The 17,863-nt window shown below is 41.0% G+C and carries 16 protein-coding genes and 1 pseudogene; 12 read left to right on the top strand and 5 right to left on the bottom strand.

Features of this window, described 5'->3' with window-relative positions; translation table 11 throughout:
* Positions 1-74: 74 nt before the first annotated feature.
* Positions 75-1,268 carry an MFS transporter gene (locus AC1DVK_RS13245; RefSeq protein ID WP_477626654.1) on the top strand — a complete coding sequence of 398 codons (1,194 nt, stop codon included), beginning with the start codon at positions 75-77 and terminating at the stop codon, positions 1,266-1,268.
* 99 nt (positions 1,269-1,367) lie between these two features.
* Complete coding sequence (locus AC1DVK_RS13240) at positions 1,368-1,697, top strand: hypothetical protein (protein WP_410863583.1); 330 nt, start codon at positions 1,368-1,370, stop codon at positions 1,695-1,697.
* A 91-nt stretch (positions 1,698-1,788) separates the two neighbouring features.
* On the opposite strand, the gene AC1DVK_RS13235 is transcribed toward AC1DVK_RS13240, so the two are convergent.
* On the bottom strand, positions 1,789-1,932 hold the full coding sequence (locus AC1DVK_RS13235; protein ID WP_176431797.1) for a hypothetical protein: 144 nt from the start codon (positions 1,930-1,932) through the stop codon (positions 1,789-1,791).
* A gap of 145 nt (positions 1,933-2,077) precedes the next feature.
* On the opposite strand from AC1DVK_RS13235, the gene AC1DVK_RS13230 reads away from it, so the two are divergent.
* The 4 genes from AC1DVK_RS13230 (at position 2,078) to AC1DVK_RS13215 (ending at position 6,279) form a co-directional block, all read left to right on the top strand.
* Positions 2,078-2,941, top strand: a complete 864-nt coding sequence (locus AC1DVK_RS13230) for an STAS domain-containing protein (protein WP_410863581.1) — start codon at positions 2,078-2,080, stop codon at positions 2,939-2,941.
* A 41-nt stretch (positions 2,942-2,982) separates the two neighbouring features.
* Positions 2,983-3,117, top strand: coding sequence for a hypothetical protein (locus AC1DVK_RS13225; protein ID WP_477626653.1), 135 nt, complete (start codon positions 2,983-2,985; stop codon positions 3,115-3,117).
* An 87-nt stretch (positions 3,118-3,204) separates the two neighbouring features.
* The gene (locus tag AC1DVK_RS13220) at positions 3,205-3,642 is read left to right on the top strand and encodes a hypothetical protein (RefSeq protein ID WP_061465406.1); all 438 of its coding nucleotides are present in this window, start codon (positions 3,205-3,207) and stop codon (positions 3,640-3,642) included.
* 267 nt (positions 3,643-3,909) lie between these two features.
* Entirely contained in the window at positions 3,910-6,279 is a 2,370-nt protein-coding gene (locus AC1DVK_RS13215) for a penicillin acylase family protein (RefSeq protein WP_477626652.1), read from the top strand.
* 53 nt (positions 6,280-6,332) lie between these two features.
* On the opposite strand, the gene AC1DVK_RS13210 is transcribed toward AC1DVK_RS13215, so the two are convergent.
* Positions 6,333-6,551 (bottom strand): hypothetical protein, encoded by a 219-nt coding sequence (locus AC1DVK_RS13210; protein WP_089361833.1) that lies wholly within the window; start codon positions 6,549-6,551, stop codon positions 6,333-6,335.
* Positions 6,544-7,167, bottom strand: coding sequence for a sigma-70 family RNA polymerase sigma factor (locus tag AC1DVK_RS13205; RefSeq protein WP_089361832.1), 624 nt, complete (start codon positions 7,165-7,167; stop codon positions 6,544-6,546). Before AC1DVK_RS13205 ends, AC1DVK_RS13210 begins: the two co-directional genes overlap by 8 nt.
* A 156-nt stretch (positions 7,168-7,323) precedes the next feature.
* On the opposite strand from AC1DVK_RS13205, the gene AC1DVK_RS13200 reads away from it, so the two are divergent.
* The 4 genes and pseudogenes from AC1DVK_RS13200 (at position 7,324) to AC1DVK_RS13185 (ending at position 13,388) form a co-directional block, all read left to right on the top strand.
* The gene (locus tag AC1DVK_RS13200) at positions 7,324-7,485 is read left to right on the top strand and encodes a YvrJ family protein (RefSeq protein ID WP_081092540.1); all 162 of its coding nucleotides are present in this window, start codon (positions 7,324-7,326) and stop codon (positions 7,483-7,485) included.
* Positions 7,486-7,877: 392 nt separating this feature from the next.
* On the top strand, positions 7,878-8,714 hold the full coding sequence (locus AC1DVK_RS13195) for a GNAT family N-acetyltransferase (protein ID WP_477626651.1): 837 nt from the start codon (positions 7,878-7,880) through the stop codon (positions 8,712-8,714).
* 38 nt (positions 8,715-8,752) lie between these two features.
* Positions 8,753-9,211: pseudogene (locus tag AC1DVK_RS13190) on the top strand (DinB family protein).
* 358 nt (positions 9,212-9,569) lie between these two features.
* Positions 9,570-13,388, top strand: coding sequence for a bifunctional 2',3'-cyclic-nucleotide 2'-phosphodiesterase/3'-nucleotidase (locus AC1DVK_RS13185; RefSeq protein ID WP_477626650.1), 3,819 nt, complete (start codon positions 9,570-9,572; stop codon positions 13,386-13,388).
* A 312-nt stretch (positions 13,389-13,700) separates the two neighbouring features.
* On the opposite strand, the gene AC1DVK_RS13180 is transcribed toward AC1DVK_RS13185, so the two are convergent.
* Positions 13,701-13,913, bottom strand: a complete 213-nt coding sequence (locus AC1DVK_RS13180; RefSeq protein WP_477626649.1) for a hypothetical protein — start codon at positions 13,911-13,913, stop codon at positions 13,701-13,703.
* A 241-nt stretch (positions 13,914-14,154) separates the two neighbouring features.
* Here AC1DVK_RS13180 and AC1DVK_RS13175 point away from each other — a divergent pair, with 241 nt between their 5' ends.
* Both AC1DVK_RS13175 and AC1DVK_RS13170 read left to right on the top strand, forming a co-directional pair.
* Positions 14,155-15,750 (top strand): spore germination protein, encoded by a 1,596-nt coding sequence (locus AC1DVK_RS13175; RefSeq protein ID WP_477626648.1) that lies wholly within the window; start codon positions 14,155-14,157, stop codon positions 15,748-15,750.
* 194 nt (positions 15,751-15,944) lie between these two features.
* Entirely contained in the window at positions 15,945-16,166 is a 222-nt protein-coding gene (locus AC1DVK_RS13170) for a hypothetical protein (RefSeq protein ID WP_410862284.1), read from the top strand.
* Positions 16,167-16,620: 454 nt separating this feature from the next.
* Here the strand turns inward: AC1DVK_RS13170 and AC1DVK_RS13165 are convergent, their stop codons facing one another.
* Positions 16,621-17,832: a Ger(x)C family spore germination protein gene (locus tag AC1DVK_RS13165; RefSeq protein ID WP_477626647.1), complete on the bottom strand. Its 1,212-nt coding sequence runs from the start codon at positions 17,830-17,832 to the stop codon at positions 16,621-16,623.
* Positions 17,833-17,863: the final 31 nt, after the last annotated feature.

Raw genomic sequence — 17,863 nt, 5'->3', positions numbered from 1 at the left:
GTGGCGAAATAGACAACTCAGGAAGTTCGTATTAACATAGGGGGAAAGTTTAATAGTGAAGGGTCTGAACAAAAGTGAATTATATCGAGCCTGCTGGCAAATCATTCAGGAAAACAATCTTGGCTTTATTTCTTGGTAGCTTTGTAACGTTTGCGGATCTGTATAGTACTCAGCCGGTCATTCCGGTTTTCGCAAAGCAATTCGGGGTCTCTCCTGCAATGGCAAGTCTTACATTATCTTTCGCAACAGGAACGCTTGCCATCTGTTTATTGCTTGTTTCCTTTTTCTCAGAAAATATCGATAGGAAAAAAATAATGGGGACAGCGCTCACTCTGTCTGCGTTGTTATCCATATGCGTCAGCTTCATCCAGGATGACCTATACATCCTTATTGCAATACGGGCGATTCAAGGAGCGGTGCTTGCAGGTTTCCCGGCAATTGCGATGGCCTATATCAATGAAGAATTCGATCCGAAAAGCCTGGGCTACGTGATGGGAATCTATGTGAGTGGTTCGAGTATCGGCGGATTGGCAGGCAGGCTGATTGTCGGAGTGCTGACCGACCATTTCTCATGGAACATAGCGATTGGCAGCCTTGGGGCTTTAAGTTTGATCATCAGTCTGGCTTTTTGGTTGATGCTTCCACATTCGCAGCATGCTGTCCGTAAAAAAGTATCATTGTCGAGAATTAAAACCTCCCTTATTAATAACTTATGGAATAGCAGACTAGTACTTTTATTCGGGATGGCCTTCCTATTAATGGGCTCGTTCGTTACCGTTTATAACTTTGTGGGTATACCATTAATGGGACCGCCATATCATTTATCACAGACATTGATCGGCTTCATTTTCATTATTTATCTAGTGGGGACATTTAGTTCTACATGGATGGGGAAGCTTGCCGATCAATATAGTCGGAGGTTTGTTCTTCTTTCCGGAATCGCAATCATGCTGCTTGGGGCCCTTTTAACCTTATTGGATCCACTTTTGTTGAAGATAATCGGGCTTGCCCTGTTTACATTTGGCTTTTTTGGAGCTCATTCAATTGCGAGCACCTGGGTCGGATCGTTAGCTGATAAAAGTGAAAAGGCACAAGCATCCGCTTTATATCTCCTGTTTTACTATGCGGGGTCAAGTGTAGTGGGAGCATCAGGAGGTTTATTCCTGATGAAGTTCGGTTGGGGAGGGGTCATCTCTGCTGTATCCATCCTAATCATCCTTGCTGCCGTTTGTGTCATGATGGTTGATAAAGTGAAAATCGTTAAATAAAATGTTCTTTTCTATCATGATTTTCCGGAATCCTGAATATAATCCAGTGAAAAATGATATTGAATAAAAGATTGATAAGAGAAGAGGGTAATAGATAGAGTGAAACGAAAAGCAGTAATTCTCATTGGGTTAATAGCCGTTTTAATTATATTATTCGTTGTATACTTAACAAGTCCGGGCCGATTGGAAAAGGTGGAGATTGTTGAAAAATACTATCCACATTTCTCCGATGGCAAGGCAGTCGGTTTTAAGACGAACGAAGTCATTGATGTAACGGAAACCAAAGAGGGATCCAATTGCGCAATGAAATTCAACAATGGGAAAACGTTGGAAATCGATTGTGACCGTTATTTAACATACAAAATCGATGAAACAGTTTATATTACCACGGAAGGAAACCATGTGAAGGAAATTCGAAGAAAAAGATAGTGGCAGGAAGAGCTGAGTTTGCTCAAAAAACAAACTCAGCTCTTTTATTTTATCCCATTTAAAAACCCAGACCATATTGGAATGGGCTTTTTCACTTTTTATCTTTGTTTTTATTTTTATCCTTTTTATTACGCCGTAGTACATCAAGGATTCTGCGGCTGTTATTTTTACTGTTTATTAGTTCGACTAAATCGCTCATGTTTTCAGATTCAAAGTCTTTTTGATCCTTTTTCATGATAATCCCTCCAAGTCATATATCATAATACCCTTATTAAGAGAAGGGTAAACGTCTATTATCATATTGGTAATAGAAGGATTTTATATCCTTTACCATTAACTATTTGATAAAATGTGATAAAAGCCCTGTGTGGGAGGTCTACATGGAAGAATTAAGAATGATCGGTGAAAAAATCGAAAAATTCAAATATATCTTAGTGGAGCATATCGAGTTGTTTGAAGAAGAGGGCCCACTCTATGATTTTGAAACCAGTAAAGAGGTAAGGTCGCAACTAATTCAAATTCATGCAGATGCCTTGATTCACGGTAAGGCACAAGCGATGGAAAGTATGAAAATAACGGGTATGGAAATAGGAAAGCGCGTCGTGGACATGGGAATCCCTTTAAATAAAAATATTGAGGAAGCTCAGCTGGTGCGTAACCTTTTCTGGAGTTTCATTGAAGAAGAAGTAAGCAACCGCTACTACTCCATTGAAATTTTGCTAAAGGCAAGCTTGATAATTGATGCAATACTGGATCAATTCATACACTGTGTGAGCATAAGTTATGTGAATCATTATAAAGAAATGGCAAAAGTGGCAAACGATTCTTTGCAGAAAATAAAAGAAAACCAGGAAGTCATGGAAGAATTGGCCACTCCGATTGTTCAGACCGTTTTAAAGGATGTGCTGCTCTTACCATTGATCGGGCGCATTGATGATTGGAGAATGGAGTCGATGCAATCGACGGTACTGCAAAAATGTACAGATCTGCATGCGGAAGTATTGATTATGGATTTCTCCGGCATTACCTTTACGAAGGAAAGCAATATGCTCACACTGCTGGATCAATTAGTGGGGGCACTGGCGTTGATGGGAACGGAAACGATGTTTGTCGGTTTTGCCCCTGATGTGGTGAAAGAGATTGTCAAACTTGATTTGTCTAATCAGGTAAAAGCTTTTCTATCGTTCAGGCAGGCACTGGAATATCTGCTTAAACAAAGAGGGCTGGCCCTTCAGCCAGTATGATGGAGGTATCCTCTTCAGGGTATCTTTTTTTGTATGTCATGATGTTTCCTAAATGCAAGAAGTTTGGTGAATGGTGGCAACCATACCAGCAGCTTTCTTCATTTTTCGTCAAATGGATATATCTCCATGATATAGTGAAATGGCGTGAATACGGACATGTTGCTTTATTCATCTAGATAATGAATGGGAAAAACGTGAATACGGAAAAGCATACAAAAAAAAGAGATAGGACATGTAAAGCCCGAAAGGAAGGTGGATGAAGAGTGTTTTTCAAGAAAAATGAAGAACTTGATCCGAATGAAAAATGGTATTGTGTGGGGATCATGACGGATAATGGGTTGGAGGATGAAGAATATGATGTTTTGTCGAAACGCATCCTTGAATCAGTCCAAAATGTGTCGGTCATTTCTGACTTAATAAGGGTGGAGTGGGATCGGGAAAAATTGCGAACCTTGAACGAGCGTTTTAATGCTGATGCATTTTCTGACCCATGTTATATCATTAATAAATTCATACCAGAGGATATAAAAAGGGAAAGAAAACTTCTGGAGAAAAATCATAAATGGAAGAGGCTCTTTGGTTTCCTATCCCCGGTTGAATACATGGAAGCTGAGGCGAAGGCAGCCCATGACTTCGATAAGGCCCTTTTTTATACGGATGATCCAGATAAGGTGATTGAATACATAATTGCTAATAGCTAACATCCCCTGAACATCGATACATTGTATCGGTGTTTTTGTATTTGACAATGTTTATCGAATTTCGCGGAAACAATTCGTCCTTGCGCGGAATAATCCGACCTTTAGCGGAATAATCCGACCTTGAGCGGGAACAACCGTCCTTGCACCTTTCTCCCTTCCGGAAATAAACAGAGGGAATGTTAGGAAGTTGGTAGGAAAGGCGGGTGGGGACGCGGAATATCTTAAGTAGATAATAAGAGAGTTTTAAGGGGGGAGTGAGATGAATTGATGGAAGTTGCCGTACCTCAGCAAAAACCAAAACGGAAGTGGAAAAAGCGGGTGCTATGGAGTCTTGCAATCCTGATTCTACTTTTGCTGTCTGTCTTGATTGCAGCAAATGTATTTCTTTCAAGGTCCTTGCCGGAAACAAAGGGGGAAATTTCGCTTCCAGGCCTTTTGAAACAAGTAACAGTTATGAGGGATTCCAGCGGGGTCCCGCATATCAACGCAGCGAATGAACATGATTTATATTTAGCCCAAGGGTATATCCAAGCACAGGACCGTTTATTTCAAATGGATTTAAGCAGGCGTCAGGCGTCAGGAAGATTGAGTGAAGTGATTGGTGAGAAAACCGTCAAAAATGATAAATATTTCCGCACACTTGGGCTAAGGCGGGCAGCTGAAGCGTCTTATGCAGCATATACAAGCGACGGTAAAGAAGCCTTGGATGTGTTTGCAGAAGGGGTAAATTTATATATCGATGAATTGAAGGAGAATGGGAAATGGCCGACCGAGTTCACTTTACTTGGATACGAACCAGAACCGTGGACACCCGTCGATTCGCTCACCATCGGTAAGTATATGGCCTTTGATTTAGGCGGGAACTGGGAAGATCAGGCGTTTAGACAGTATTTGTTGCAAACCTTCCCAAAGGAAAAAGCGTATGATCTATTCCCGGATTATCCAGAGGGCGCACCATATATCATCAGCAAGGAAGAACTGGATATTGAAAAAAGCTTCGCCGGGGCCGTTGTTCCTAATGAATTCAACGGCAGCAACAACTGGGTCGTATCTGGCAAGAAAACGGATTCCGGGCAGCCGTTATTGGCGGATGATCCCCATCTGGGGTTAGCTACACCGTCCGTTTGGTACCAAATGCATTTGGAGGCCCCGACAGTCAATGTGAGCGGTGTTATTTTTGCCGGGATTCCGGGTATCATTCTCGGTCATAACGATAAGGTCGCTTGGGGTGTGACGAATACAGGACCGGATGTCCAGGATCTGTATATTGAGAAGAGACACCCGGAAAACGAGAAAGAATTCGCCTTCAAAGATAAATGGGACAAGGCTCACATCTTAAACGAACCGATCAAGGTTAAGGATGGTAAGACACTTGACTATAAAGTGACGGTTACCCGTCATGGACCGGTTGTCTCCGACTTTGCCGGGAAAAGCGGAAAAGACACAGTCCTTGCATTAAGGTGGACGGCACTTGATCCATCCGCAGAGCTTGAAGCGGTACTTAATATGAATAAAGCGGAAAACTGGAAAGACTTCGAAAAGGCCCTTTTGAAATTCGAAACGCCGGCACAGAATTTCGTCTTTGCCTCAGTCGATGGGACCATTGCCTTTAAGGCGAATGGGAAAATCCCTATCCGTAAAAAAGGCGATAGTATGCTGCCTGTACCTGGCTGGACGGATGAATATGAGTGGAAAGGCTACATTCCATTTGATGAACTTCCAAAAACGGTCAATCCGGAAGAGGGATTCATTTCGACAGCGAATAATAAAGTCATCTCAGATGATTATCCTTACCATATCAGCAATAACTGGGCACAGCCGTACCGTCAGATGAGGATACAGGAGTTTTTAAAAGCGAATAAAAAGCTTACTGCAGAAGATATGCAAAGCTTGCAGATGGATCAGATGAATCTGCAGGCTAAGGAGTTCGTCCCTCAATTTATAGAGGTACTGAAAGGTCCATCGGGAATACAGGAAGACAAGGCACTAAGGATTCTGGAGAAATGGAATCATATTGATTCCGTTGATGAAGCAGCACCGATGATTTTTAATGTATGGATGAAAAAAATAGGGGAAGTTTTGCTTACAGAAGAAATACCGGAAGAAACGCTCAACCTCTTTAATGGAAGGCGTTCGGCCGTTGATGAACTACTAAGGCGGGCATTGGGCGGTAAGCCGGGTCCTTGGATTGAAGAGGCAGGCGGACTGGAGCAGGTACTCGCCAAGTCGTTACAGGAGACGTTAATGGAACTGGAAGAATCACAAGGTGACGATATAGCTGATTGGGAATGGGGAGACTATCATCAGGTAAGGTTCAACCATCCGTTACGAAGTGTCGCCCCGTTAAATTATTTATTTAACAGCGGCGGCGGATTGCCGGTCGGCGGTAGCAGTGTAACCGTTCAGGCAGCGGCATTTTTAGATAACGGAACCGTTAATCATGGTGGCTCCTGGAGATTTGTCATTGACCTATCCGACATGAATAAGGGATATCACCTCGTTGGGCCTGGGCAATCAGGTAACGTAAAAAGCGAGTGGTACCACGATCAGCTTGATGATTGGGCAGAAGGTACTTATCACAAAACGGTATTGGATGATCCAAAAGGTGATAAGCTGACATTGAATCCATTATACTGATATTCAGCAAAAAAAGTACCAAGTCCAGCATGCATGCTGGACTTGGTACTTTTTCATTGTTTTTGCTTAGTCAGGAATTCTGCAAGGAACTCCTCAAAATTAGGGGCCTCGATTGAAACGATTTTTTCATATGACTCAATGATCTTGAGTTTAATCTCTTGTTCCAGATCATTCCGGTCTTGATAGTTGGTGTTTTTTAACGATTTTTTTATTTTAGGATTCAAAGAGTCGATTAGATTCATCAATTCTTCTTTTGATAGTTTTTTATCCACAATGGCTTTTCTCCTTTCTATTATATACCTCATCCATATAGTGCTTTCGAAGTTTTTTGAGAGCCTGTTTACGAATGCTTGAGATATTCTGGGGAGATTCATGAAAATAGGCAGCTATTTCCTTGTTGGATAGGCCATAGGAAAAGATCATGGTCAGTACTAGACTTTGTTTGGCTGTTAACTTCTTCAGGGCTTTTATCATCTCTTCATCACTTATGTGTGAAGAGAGCTCATTCGTTTCCCCCATCTTTTCAAGTTGAACGTCCAAAGTGCCGATTCGATCGATCATTCCGAAAGTATCCTTTGGTGTCGCATCAAGTACCATTCGATAGCGTTCCCGCTGCTTCCGTGCCCTTTTATCAAAATCAACGGAGAAAAAGTAAATCAAGGAGCACATGTATTTGTATACTTTAGCCCGGTAATAGAAAAGTTTGAAGGTCTCGTTGAGATGACAAATGTTATGTGAAGAAGGGGAATCAAGAGTTTCGGTAAAAATCTTTAAATGCTCTGGGTTCTGTAAAAATACTTGAATGATCGGTTGTTCAAAGAAAGATGAGTACTGTTGTTGCAGAAACTCCAATGAATGAGAAAAAAAATGAGAAGTTAACTGGTTCATTGCTATCCCTCCTTTATTTAATAAAGTGATAGACAAGGGGAATAAATCAATTATATAGGAACATTTGTTCCTTTATCCATAAACCAATAGTGCTAGATTGATTTTTTTAAACAAGTTTCACTTTAGATATCAGATACATGAAAAGGGGTGAAGAGGATGATGATTGAGGATGCTACTGTGTGGGTGTCATTAGTTAGCGAATTTGGCTATCCATTCGTCGTTTCTATGTTTTTGCTCTTCCGCTTCGGTAAACAATTAAAAGAACTGACAACGGACGTAGAGAACTTAAAAAAGTCCGCTCATAAAACGAAACGATAACCTCAGGACGTAATGTGCTAGGTAGTAAAAACCGAATTTCGGATTCTATTCTAAAAAGGGTCCGGAATTCGGGTATAAAGAAATAGGTACTATTTCACCAATGAATCCCTCCTTTAAAGTCAAATAAAAAAATCGCAGACCATTATTTGGAATATAGCACAAAATGGGTAAAAAATAATCGTCAATTGGAATCATTTTACTACAATAATTCATCCGTCAATGGAATTAGATAGGAAATCCTCCCCTCATACGATCTTAGTTTTATGGATTAAAGTGAAAATACTTTTAAAAAAACAACATTTGTAGAAAACTTATGGAAAGTATGCGGCATCCATGTAAAAGGATGCTGCTTTTATTTTTTTTTGGTAATAAACTGATAGTATGGAAAAGGGGTGGGAATTTTGAATGAGAAACAGCTAGAAGATATTCGGATTCTACAGCAGGAATGTGAGCGGGAAGATTTTACATTAAAGCTGAACTGGGAGACACTTCGCAGTCGAAATGGTGTGAATAAGAATGATTTTCTTCACTATGATGGATTAAAACTTGTTGGTTTTCTTGGTCTTTACGATTTTGGAAATAAAGTGGAGATGTGTGGGATGGTACATCCTGAATTTCGGAGGCAAGGAATTTTTACAAAGCTGTTGGACGACGCTATAAGGAGTGCCATGGAGCGCAACTTTAAGTCGATCATCTTGAACTCGCCTGCTCAATCACATTCAGGGACAGGGTTTTTGAAACAGCTGCCATGTAAGTTCGCTTTTTCTGAGTTTCAAATGAAATGGTCTGGAACGGAGCTTGATGATTATGAGGATGCAGTCGTTCGCCCTTCACGGAGAGAGGATGAGGAAACGGAAATTCAGCTGGATATTCAATGTTTCCAATTTACGGAAAAAGAGGCGAGGGATTATTATCAGCGCATCCTGCACGAGGATACCCTGAAAACCATGATGATTGAAAAGGATGGCTGTCCTGTCGGTAAAATTCGTGTTGATCAGTCAGGTAGGGAAGCATGGATTTATGGATTTTCCATTTTACCGGAATACCAGGGAAAAGGACTTGGCAGAAAGGTATTGAAAAAGGTGGTAGCTGAACAATGCCAGCTTGGATATGATATTTTTCTCGAAGTCGAGGCGACTAATGAGCATGCTTTAAGACTCTATGAATCTTGTGGATTCAAAACGATTCAAAGACAGGATTATTATCAATATAAAGGGCTGCAGCGCTAAAAGGGATATTAACGAAAAAGAGTTTTTTGGGGGTAGGAATGCTGACATTATTCACTTATAACTGGCAGGTCAGAAATGAGTGGTTCAAATGGTGCCGGTCCGTATCGTGTGAGGAACTTAAACGGCAGCGCACGGGCGGGATGGGCAATATTTTGAGGACACTCGCTCATATTATCGATGTTGAATGCAGCTGGATCCGGGCCATTCAGGGGAAGCCGGATGTCGGGATTGATCTAGACGCCTATAATACAATCCAGAAAGTAGAAGATTTATCTAAGCATTATCATTCTGAGGTCATGGACTATTTGAACTCGGATTCGTTTAATGGGGAAAGTGAATTGATTCAGCCACCTTGGATGGAGGGGACTTAAGAAAAAGGCAGGATATTGGGCCATCTGATAGCCCACGAAATACATCATATTGGCCAGTTGTCCATCTGGTCGAGGGAGATGGGGATTAAACCTGTATCAGCCAGTTTAATAGATAGGGCTTTATAGATTTCTATATTTTTAAAACTGGTAATGCGCTTTACCAGTTTTTTTGTTTTCAAAAAGGGGATTACGGTGAAGTAGAGAGCGTCTGAGAAAGAGGGAGGACATTGAGATCCCATACGATGGAAGCAGGCTTGCTCATGTATGGCCGAGTCGCAAAAAGCAACTTTCTTCCCAAGGATTCCATGGGATTCTGTAATGATTTTAAATATATAAAGGAAAAATGATTCATGTCAGTGAATGAAAATGGTTAAATAGGACCGATTATTAAAAATTCTTAATATTAAGGTAAAACTTAACATGCTTTCGACAAAATCATGTTATATTATTCTAGCATTTTACAAAAATAGAAGGGTTGTGAAGTATGTCGTACAAGATGCATGTTAAAAGGATGCTCGCCCCGATACTTGCTGTAAGTTTGATTACTGCCCCATTTACCGTACCAGTCGGGACATCTGCCAAAGAGGCAAATAAGAAACCGGTCGCTACTAAACCATTTATCATTTCAGCTCCTGCTGTTAATTACGCAAATGGCACTAAAGCGACTGTGAAGGTCACGCCGAAAAAAGGGAATAAAGGAAATGAAACCGTTGTCTTCCAGTTAATGAATGGGACGAAGGTCATTTCACAGTCAGCCATTGAGGCGGATATTAAATCGGCCCAAAAGTTCTCTGCCTACTTCAATTCGTACAAATCGGGTTACTGGGTCAAAGTATCGGTTGTCGCCAAGTATAACGGTAATACGAGTAACTTCGGCAACAGCCTGGCAACCTCCGTTTCAGATGCGCCATTTGAACTTAGGATCATGGAAACGACAGATATACACACTAATCTAGTAAGCTATGATTATTATAAGGATGCCGTATCAGACTCCGTCGGCTTTTCTCGCACGGCATCTTTAATCAAACAGGCACGAAAAGAAGTGAAAAATAGTGTTTTAGTGGATAACGGCGACCTTATTCAAGGGACCCCCCTAGGTACGTACAAAGCGAATATAGCGCCACTGAAAAAAGGTGAAGTCCACCCCGTCTATAAAGCGATGAACTTGCTTGACTATGATGTGGCTACATTCGGCAATCATGAATTCAATTATGGTCTATCTTATTTGGACGAGGCCATCAACGATGCGAATTTCCCTTATGTCAATGCCAATGTTTATAAAAAGGATAAAGACAATAATCCAAAGAATGATAAAAACAAATATACTCCATATAAAATCGTCACGAAGAAAATAATGGATATAAATGGAAATGAAAAATCAGTGAAAATTGGCTACATTGGATTCGCCCCTCCGCAAATCATGGATTGGGATAAAGCGAATCTTGATGGTAAGGTCATTGCAAAAGAAATCGTCACGACTGCAAATAAATATGTACCTGAAATGAAGAAAAAGGGTGCAGATGTCATCGTGGCGCTCACACATTCCGGGTTTAATGGCGACACCAAGAATACCGAGGATGTCATCTATTCATTAAGCAAGGTATCCGGCATAGATGCCATCACGTTCTCCCATACGCATAAAGTCTTTCCTGCACAAGATGAGGCGTCTTTAGACAGTCTATTTAAAGATAGCCAAGGAAAAATCCTTAAAGGCGTGGATAATAAAAAGGGAACCATTAATGGTGTACCAGCCGTTCAAGCAGGATATGGCGGCAGTAATCTGGGGATCATTGATCTTGATATCCAGAATATCAAGGGAAAATGGAAAGTCGTTCATTCTGATTCGTCAACACGGGCAATCAATGATAAAGAAACAGGAAAAAAAGCAGTTGAAGATGCATCTGTCGTCAAAGCTGTTAAAAAGGATCATGAAGGAACGATCAAGTATGTTAACACGCCGATAGGAACGACTACAGCTCCAATTCATAGTTATTTCGCCCTTGTGCAAGATGATCCTTCCGTACAGGTCGTGACAAGCGCACAGAAATGGTATGTAGAAAAATACATCCAAAGCAACCGCCCAGAATACAAAGACCTGCCCATTCTCTCTGTAGGAGCTCCTTTCAAAGCGGGTCGCAATGGAGTCGAAGAATTCACCGAAATCAAAGAAGGCGGACTGACCATTCGCAGCGCCGGCGATTTATATTTATACGATAATACCTTGAAGGCAATCAAGATCAAAGGATCCGTTGTTAAAGAATGGCTTGAGATGTCTGCCGGGAAATATAATAAAATTGATCCTGCCAAGTCTGAGGAACAGGAATTGCTTAATGGAAAGTTTGCCGTCTATAATTTTGATGTGATTGACGGCGTTACGTATCAAATCGATGTCACTAAGGCTCCGCGCTATGATGAGAAAGGGATAAAAGTGTCGGATTCAAGCAGGATTGCAAATTTGAAATATAATGGCAAGCCAGTGGACCCGAATCAAGACTTCATCGTCGTGACGAATAATTACCGTGCTTCGGGCGGAGGAAACTTCCCGGGAATCAAGGGCAGCGAATACGTAGTTGACTCTGCGGATGAAAATCGCCAGATCTTGATGGATTACATTACACAAGAGAGTGAGATCAATCCAACCGCTGATAATAACTGGTCGATTGCCCCGATTTCAGGCAAGGTGAACGTGACTTTCACCTCATCACCAAAGGGTGCGGAATATTTAAATGAAGAAAGCCCGATTTCCTATACAGGCAAAACTGATGATAAAGGATTTGGCATTTACAAATTTAATTTGGGGAAAGAGAACGTTAAAGTGCAATTGCTCGGGATCAATGATCTTCACGGCCAGCTGGATACCACTTCTGATTTTGGCGGTATCAAACAAGGGCGTGCTGATTATTTAGCTGCGCACTTGAAGCAGCGTAAAGCTGAAAACCCTGAAAATACACTTTTACTTTCGGCAGGGGATGCTGTTGGGGCAAGTGCTCCCGTTTCTTCATTGATCCAGGACAAACCGACGCTTCAGTTTTTGAATAATATGAAGTTCGATGTCGGAACTGTCGGGAACCATGAATTCGACAAAGGGGTAGAAACCCTGATGGCTCAAATCAATGGCGGAAAGTCGCCTACATCCGATGTGGTATTCGATAAATTGAACTTTCCATATGTTGTAGCCAATGTCGTATATAAAGACACGAAAAAACCGATTCTGGACCCTTACGTCATAAAAAAGGTCGGCGGGGTTGATATGGGGTTCATAGGTGTAGTCACGAATGCCACACCTCAAAAAGTAAGTCCGGATGGCATTAAGAATGTGGAATTCATTGAACAGGCACCTGCCGTAAATAAGGCGGTTAAAGAGTTGAAAGATAAAGGCGTCAAATCGATTGTGGTCATCTCACATGACCCAGGCACGGAAAAGGAAGGGGTCATCACAGGCGAAGTGGCTGATCTTGCTAATGCCGTGGATGATGAAGTAGATGTGATCTTAGCCGGAGATAATCATGCAAAGGTCAACAACTATGTGGATGATAAATTGATTGTACAAGCTTACTCTTATGGAACGGCTTTTGAAGATGTGGATTTGGAAATCGATCCAAACACTAAGGATATTGTCAAAAAGTCAGCTGAAATTGTTACGGTTACACAAGAGGGCATCACACCGGATGCCGGGACGACGAAATTCATTAACGACTATTTAGACATGTTCCCCGAGTTGAAGGCCCCGCTTGGGACAACGGATGAGAAAATTTTAAGAACCAATGCCTATACACAGGAAACTGGACTTGGGAATTTAATCGCCGATTCGATGAAAGCAGATTTGAATTCCGATTTTGCTTTCATGAATCCAGGTGGAATTCGTGCTGATATTCCAAAGGGAGAAGTCACCTTTTCCGATTTAGCGAAAATCCAGCCTTTCGGAAACGTATTGGTTAAGCTGGAACTGACTGGAGCCGAAGTGAAAACGCTGCTTCAACAGCAATGGATCGTTGAAGGAGCTCCGAAGACTTTGCAAATATCTGGACTGAGCTATACAGCCGATTTCAGTAAACCTGTCACTGAGCGTGTCACTTTATTGAAGAAAGCGGATGGGACACCAATCAAGGATGCCGCAACGTACACAGTGGCCGTCAATGATTTCATGGCAAGCGGCGGTGATAACTATACCGTCCTGAAAGGAAAAGAGCGTGTGTTTGGACATGCTGATCTAGAAGCTTTCGTTAACTACGTGAAAGAAACCTTCAAAGGCGGAAAAATCACGGCAGAAATTGAAGGCAGGATTACCAATATCAATAATTAATTAGGATTTACCGGTGAGTTAAGAGAGTTTACTCGTGAAACTATAAAAAAGAGCGTTCCATAATACAAAGGGACGCTCTTTTTTCTATTCATGACATAGACGTAGCTATATAAACACCTTTGTGTAGAAAAGTATTAAAAATTGGAAAATAGGCATGATAATAGCGAAGACATTGAACAATTCATTCGTTAAAACGATAAACTTGGACTGTTAAAAAAATGAACAATGCATGCAGCCGGATAGTGAAAAAAGAGAGCAAACCCTGTATTCGGAAACAGAATTTACTTCAAATAGTGAACATTTAGTGGGAAATCATAAAAATAAAAGGCTGTTTTCACATACTTTGTTGCTATTTACCAGGTAGTGAGTTGTGGTTGATTTCCCCTCCAGATGCTCGCTTTCCTTGGTGCGGGCGGTGAGCCTCCTCGGCGTAAACGCCTGTGGGGTCTCACCTGTCCCGCTGCTCCCGCAGGAGTCTCGCACTTCCGCTCCAATCAATCTTAAATAGTTTCGTTTTAAAAACAACAATCTTTACGAAAAGAGCCCAATAAAAAGAATCTTAGCACGTCCGTGAATCTTCATGGCTGATAGTCCAGATTATTGTACATATAACCTCCATAAACATGACCATCATGAATTAGCAAATACATAGCAGAGAATAAATATAAAATTACAAGTGCTTTTAAGAACCAAATCTTTTCTCAATAATTTATCTAATAACTCTACCTTCTAAAGAAGAAAAAAAACTGAGAGGGGGATAAAATGTATGAGTTTATTTAAGAAAAAAAGAAAAAACAGCATTAACCTCTCCTCATCCAAAGACGATCAAAATAAGGAAACAAACAAAGACTTGTTAAAAACAAGCCTTCAAGGAAACATTCAACATGTTAAGCAACAGCTTGGAAATAGCGGCGATATCGTGATTAGAGAAATACAAATTGGCAAAGGGCGAATCGTTAAAGCATGTATTTTTTATACGGATGGATTGGTGGACACTAATGCCATTCAGAATTTTATCATGGAATCACTCATGTTAGATATCCATCCTGATCAGGAGCAAATGATATCGTCACAACAGAACGTTTTACAAGTATTGAAAGATCGCATCCTTTCGGTTGGAGACATACAGGATGTTACGGAATTCAATTCTTTATTTACTTCCCTGTTATCAGGGGATGTTATTCTCTTATTGGATGGATATGCACAAGGGTTTACAATCGGTATGCGTGGTGGAAAAGACCGTGGTGTAACGGAATCCACCACGGAAAGCGTCGTTCGTGGGCCAAAGGAAGGTTTTACTGAGAACTTGCGGACCAATACGGCGTTAATCCGCAGAAAAATAAAAACCCCCCGACTTTGGTTGGAATCGAAAAAAATTGGAGAATTGACCAAAACCGAAGTAGCGATCATGTATATCGATGGAATTGTGAATGACAAAGTCGTCGAAGAAGTGCATAAGCGTCTGAATCGAATCGATATCGATGGAATCCTGGAAAGTGGGTATATTGAGGAATTGATTCAAGATGAAACGTTCAGTCCCTTTCCGACTATATATTATTCGGAACGCCCTGATGTGATTGCCGCCGAGCTTTTGGAAGGGAAAGTTGCCATACTAGTGGACGGAACGCCGATTGTTCTAGTCGTTCCTGCACTATTCATCTCCTTTATTCAGGCTGCGGAAGATTATTATCAGCGTGCAGATATTAGCACCCTGATTCGTTTTCTTCGTTTTTTTACTATTTTTATTGCTCTACTAGGACCATCCCTATATATCGCTATCACCACGTACCACCAGGAAATGTTACCAACCCGACTGCTGATCGGTCTAGCCTCTCAACGAGAAGGCGTTCCCTTTCCTGCATTCATTGAAGCCCTTATGATGGAAGGGGCGTTTGAAATTTTGCGGGAAGCTGGTTTGCGAATGCCAAAAGCTATAGGACAAGCTATTTCAATTGTAGGGACACTGGTGATTGGAACAGCGGCAGTAGATGCTGGAATCGTATCGGCTGCCATGGTAATTGTTGTTGCAATCACGGCTATTTCAAGCTTTGTGCTTCCTGCTTTTACCATGTCCATGTCGATTCGAATGCTCCGTTTCCCGATGATGGCGCTTGCCGCTTCTTTTGGCATATTCGGGTTAATCGTTGGGTTCATCGCAATTGTTCTTCACATGTGCAGCTTGCGTTCCTTTGGGGTTCCCTATATGAGTCCTTTTGCTCCTTTTATCAGTGAAGACATTAAGGATACGTTTATTCGGGTACCTAGAGGGGGGATGTTTTCTCGCCCCCGTTTAATCAACCAGAAAAACAATAAACGCGAACAAGTTTCGACAGCACCGAAACCGCCGCGGAATAACATATAAGATTGAAACCAAAGTTATGTAAAGGGCCATCAAAATACACAAAATGCTTCTATTCAGATTGGATGAAGTCAAAAGCTACCAAGTGGTATTAGTTGGATTGGAAATAAACAATGTTTATGTAAGGTAGAGACAAAGATTTGACCGTACGGTATCCCATTCTGTTATAAAGCAATTAGGGAAAGGAGTAATCAATAGTGGTGGGTGTTGCAGGAATCCTTGTCATCGTCGCTGGGATTATCGCGATTGATGTTCCTTATCTTTTGAGGAAAAAATTAAAAAAGGAACTATGGATTTTTTCCATTATTCTACTATTCGGAACCGCATTAAGCGTTGCCCAAGCACTGAATATCAAGGTTCCCAATCCACTAGGTTGGGTTACAGCTATTTATAAACCGCTTTCTGACATGATTTTTTAGAAAGTATTGAAGTGAAAAAAGAACAAAAGATGTTTAGAATGGAAAAATAAGCAAGTGTGTCCGCTTCATATCGAGTATTTAGACGAATCTGATTAGAAAGAGAAAGATTTTGAAAGTGGACCTTTCATGGATGATTCAGGCTACTTTACAGAAACACTTGAAGAAGCGCATTCATGTCTACATTATGATCCACAAGTCGATCATAATGTAGACATGAATTAAAAATTGGTCAATTTAATAACGAATGGCTAAAAGAAATGAATCAGTGTGATTCGGAGTAATGAGGCCTTCAAAACGGGAGCTGGAGACAGTTCCTTTTCTTTTCCGCTAGATGATGGGAAAATCCTTGGTTTATTCCTTTGTGTGGTATACCAATTAGGGGCCATGTGCAAATAGATTCCTAAAGGCTTTCATGAAACACAACATAACCCCATTTCTTGATAAAGCAAACCAATTACTTGATCTTTTCTAAAAAGGAATTACCAACAGTACCTACGTGCCGTATTTCTCCTTCTACATTTATATTTACAGGCAAGTTCTCAAAATTTTTATCCCAATCTTTTTTTAGTTTTTTCCAGGCTTTAGGATCAGCTCGATGAATCGCCTCACCAAATCCAAAAATGTCCACTTTTTCATTTTTCTGTACCTCTATTATTGACTTTTTGAACGCTTCCTCCGCTCCTTTTTCATAAATTTCCTCCAATTTTTCAATCGTTTCTGGTTTTGTCAAATCAATATGACATTCTACTTCACCTAAATTGCCTTCCACATGAATATTTAGATCAATCTCAGGTTTTCCATTCTTTATCTTACCTTTCATTTCCGTGTTTGACCTTTTCACTTCATACACAGCTTTTCCACCTTTAGGACACGGTAAATTCACAACAGTACTTTTCTCCTTGTTTGTAATGACGTTATACGTTTTGCTTTGCATTTCATTTAACCAGCCAACTAATTTATCATATTTAAATACCGCTAATTTTTGAAAATGCAAACGAGCGGGGGGATCAATCATTTCTATATTCTGTTTGCTTAAAGAAGTTTTTTTGTCTCCTTTTATATCTGCTTGAATTCCTGTTAACACCGGTTGTTTTCCATCACTTACAATATCGGCGACCAGATCGTCTAACTCAACGAAACTTGTCGCTGACCATGCAGTAGCTGAGACATCCAGGGCATCAAATATCTGATTTGCAGGGATTTTTTCTAAAGAAGTGGGCACCTTCAGGATCTCTTCTGCTCTCATTCCCTTAGCTACGACGATATAAAAATCGGATCGCAGTTCCCAGTCCCTTGTGAGAAGATCTAACGGTTTACCAATTCCTTTTTTCGCTAATGACTCACCAATCACGAGGATTCGAAGATGTGAGGGATATATTTTTCTTGGGGATTCCTTGGTCATTTTGCGGAAAGCCTCAAAGACAGTTTTCCCTTTCGCCTGATAGATGACTGTCGGTGATATACCGGAACTTCCACCGCTTTTTCCCGTACCTAATTCTCCTGGATTTACCACTTGGGCGGTTAAGAGAAATTGACCATCCTTTGTACTATCCAGCCCTAATGCCAGCGCAATAGCTAGTTCATTCAATTCACGACGGTTCCAGCAACCTGTAGTGAATAACAGGAATACGATTAGCAGGATAAACAGGGTATAGCTCCGTTTCATAGACGAGACTCCTTTCGCTCTATTCATTTAT

Source organism: Peribacillus sp. P4_B1 (assembly GCF_056402395.1).
The sequence above is the reverse complement of the archived record's forward strand: the minus strand, read 5'-3'. Positions and strand labels throughout refer to the sequence as shown.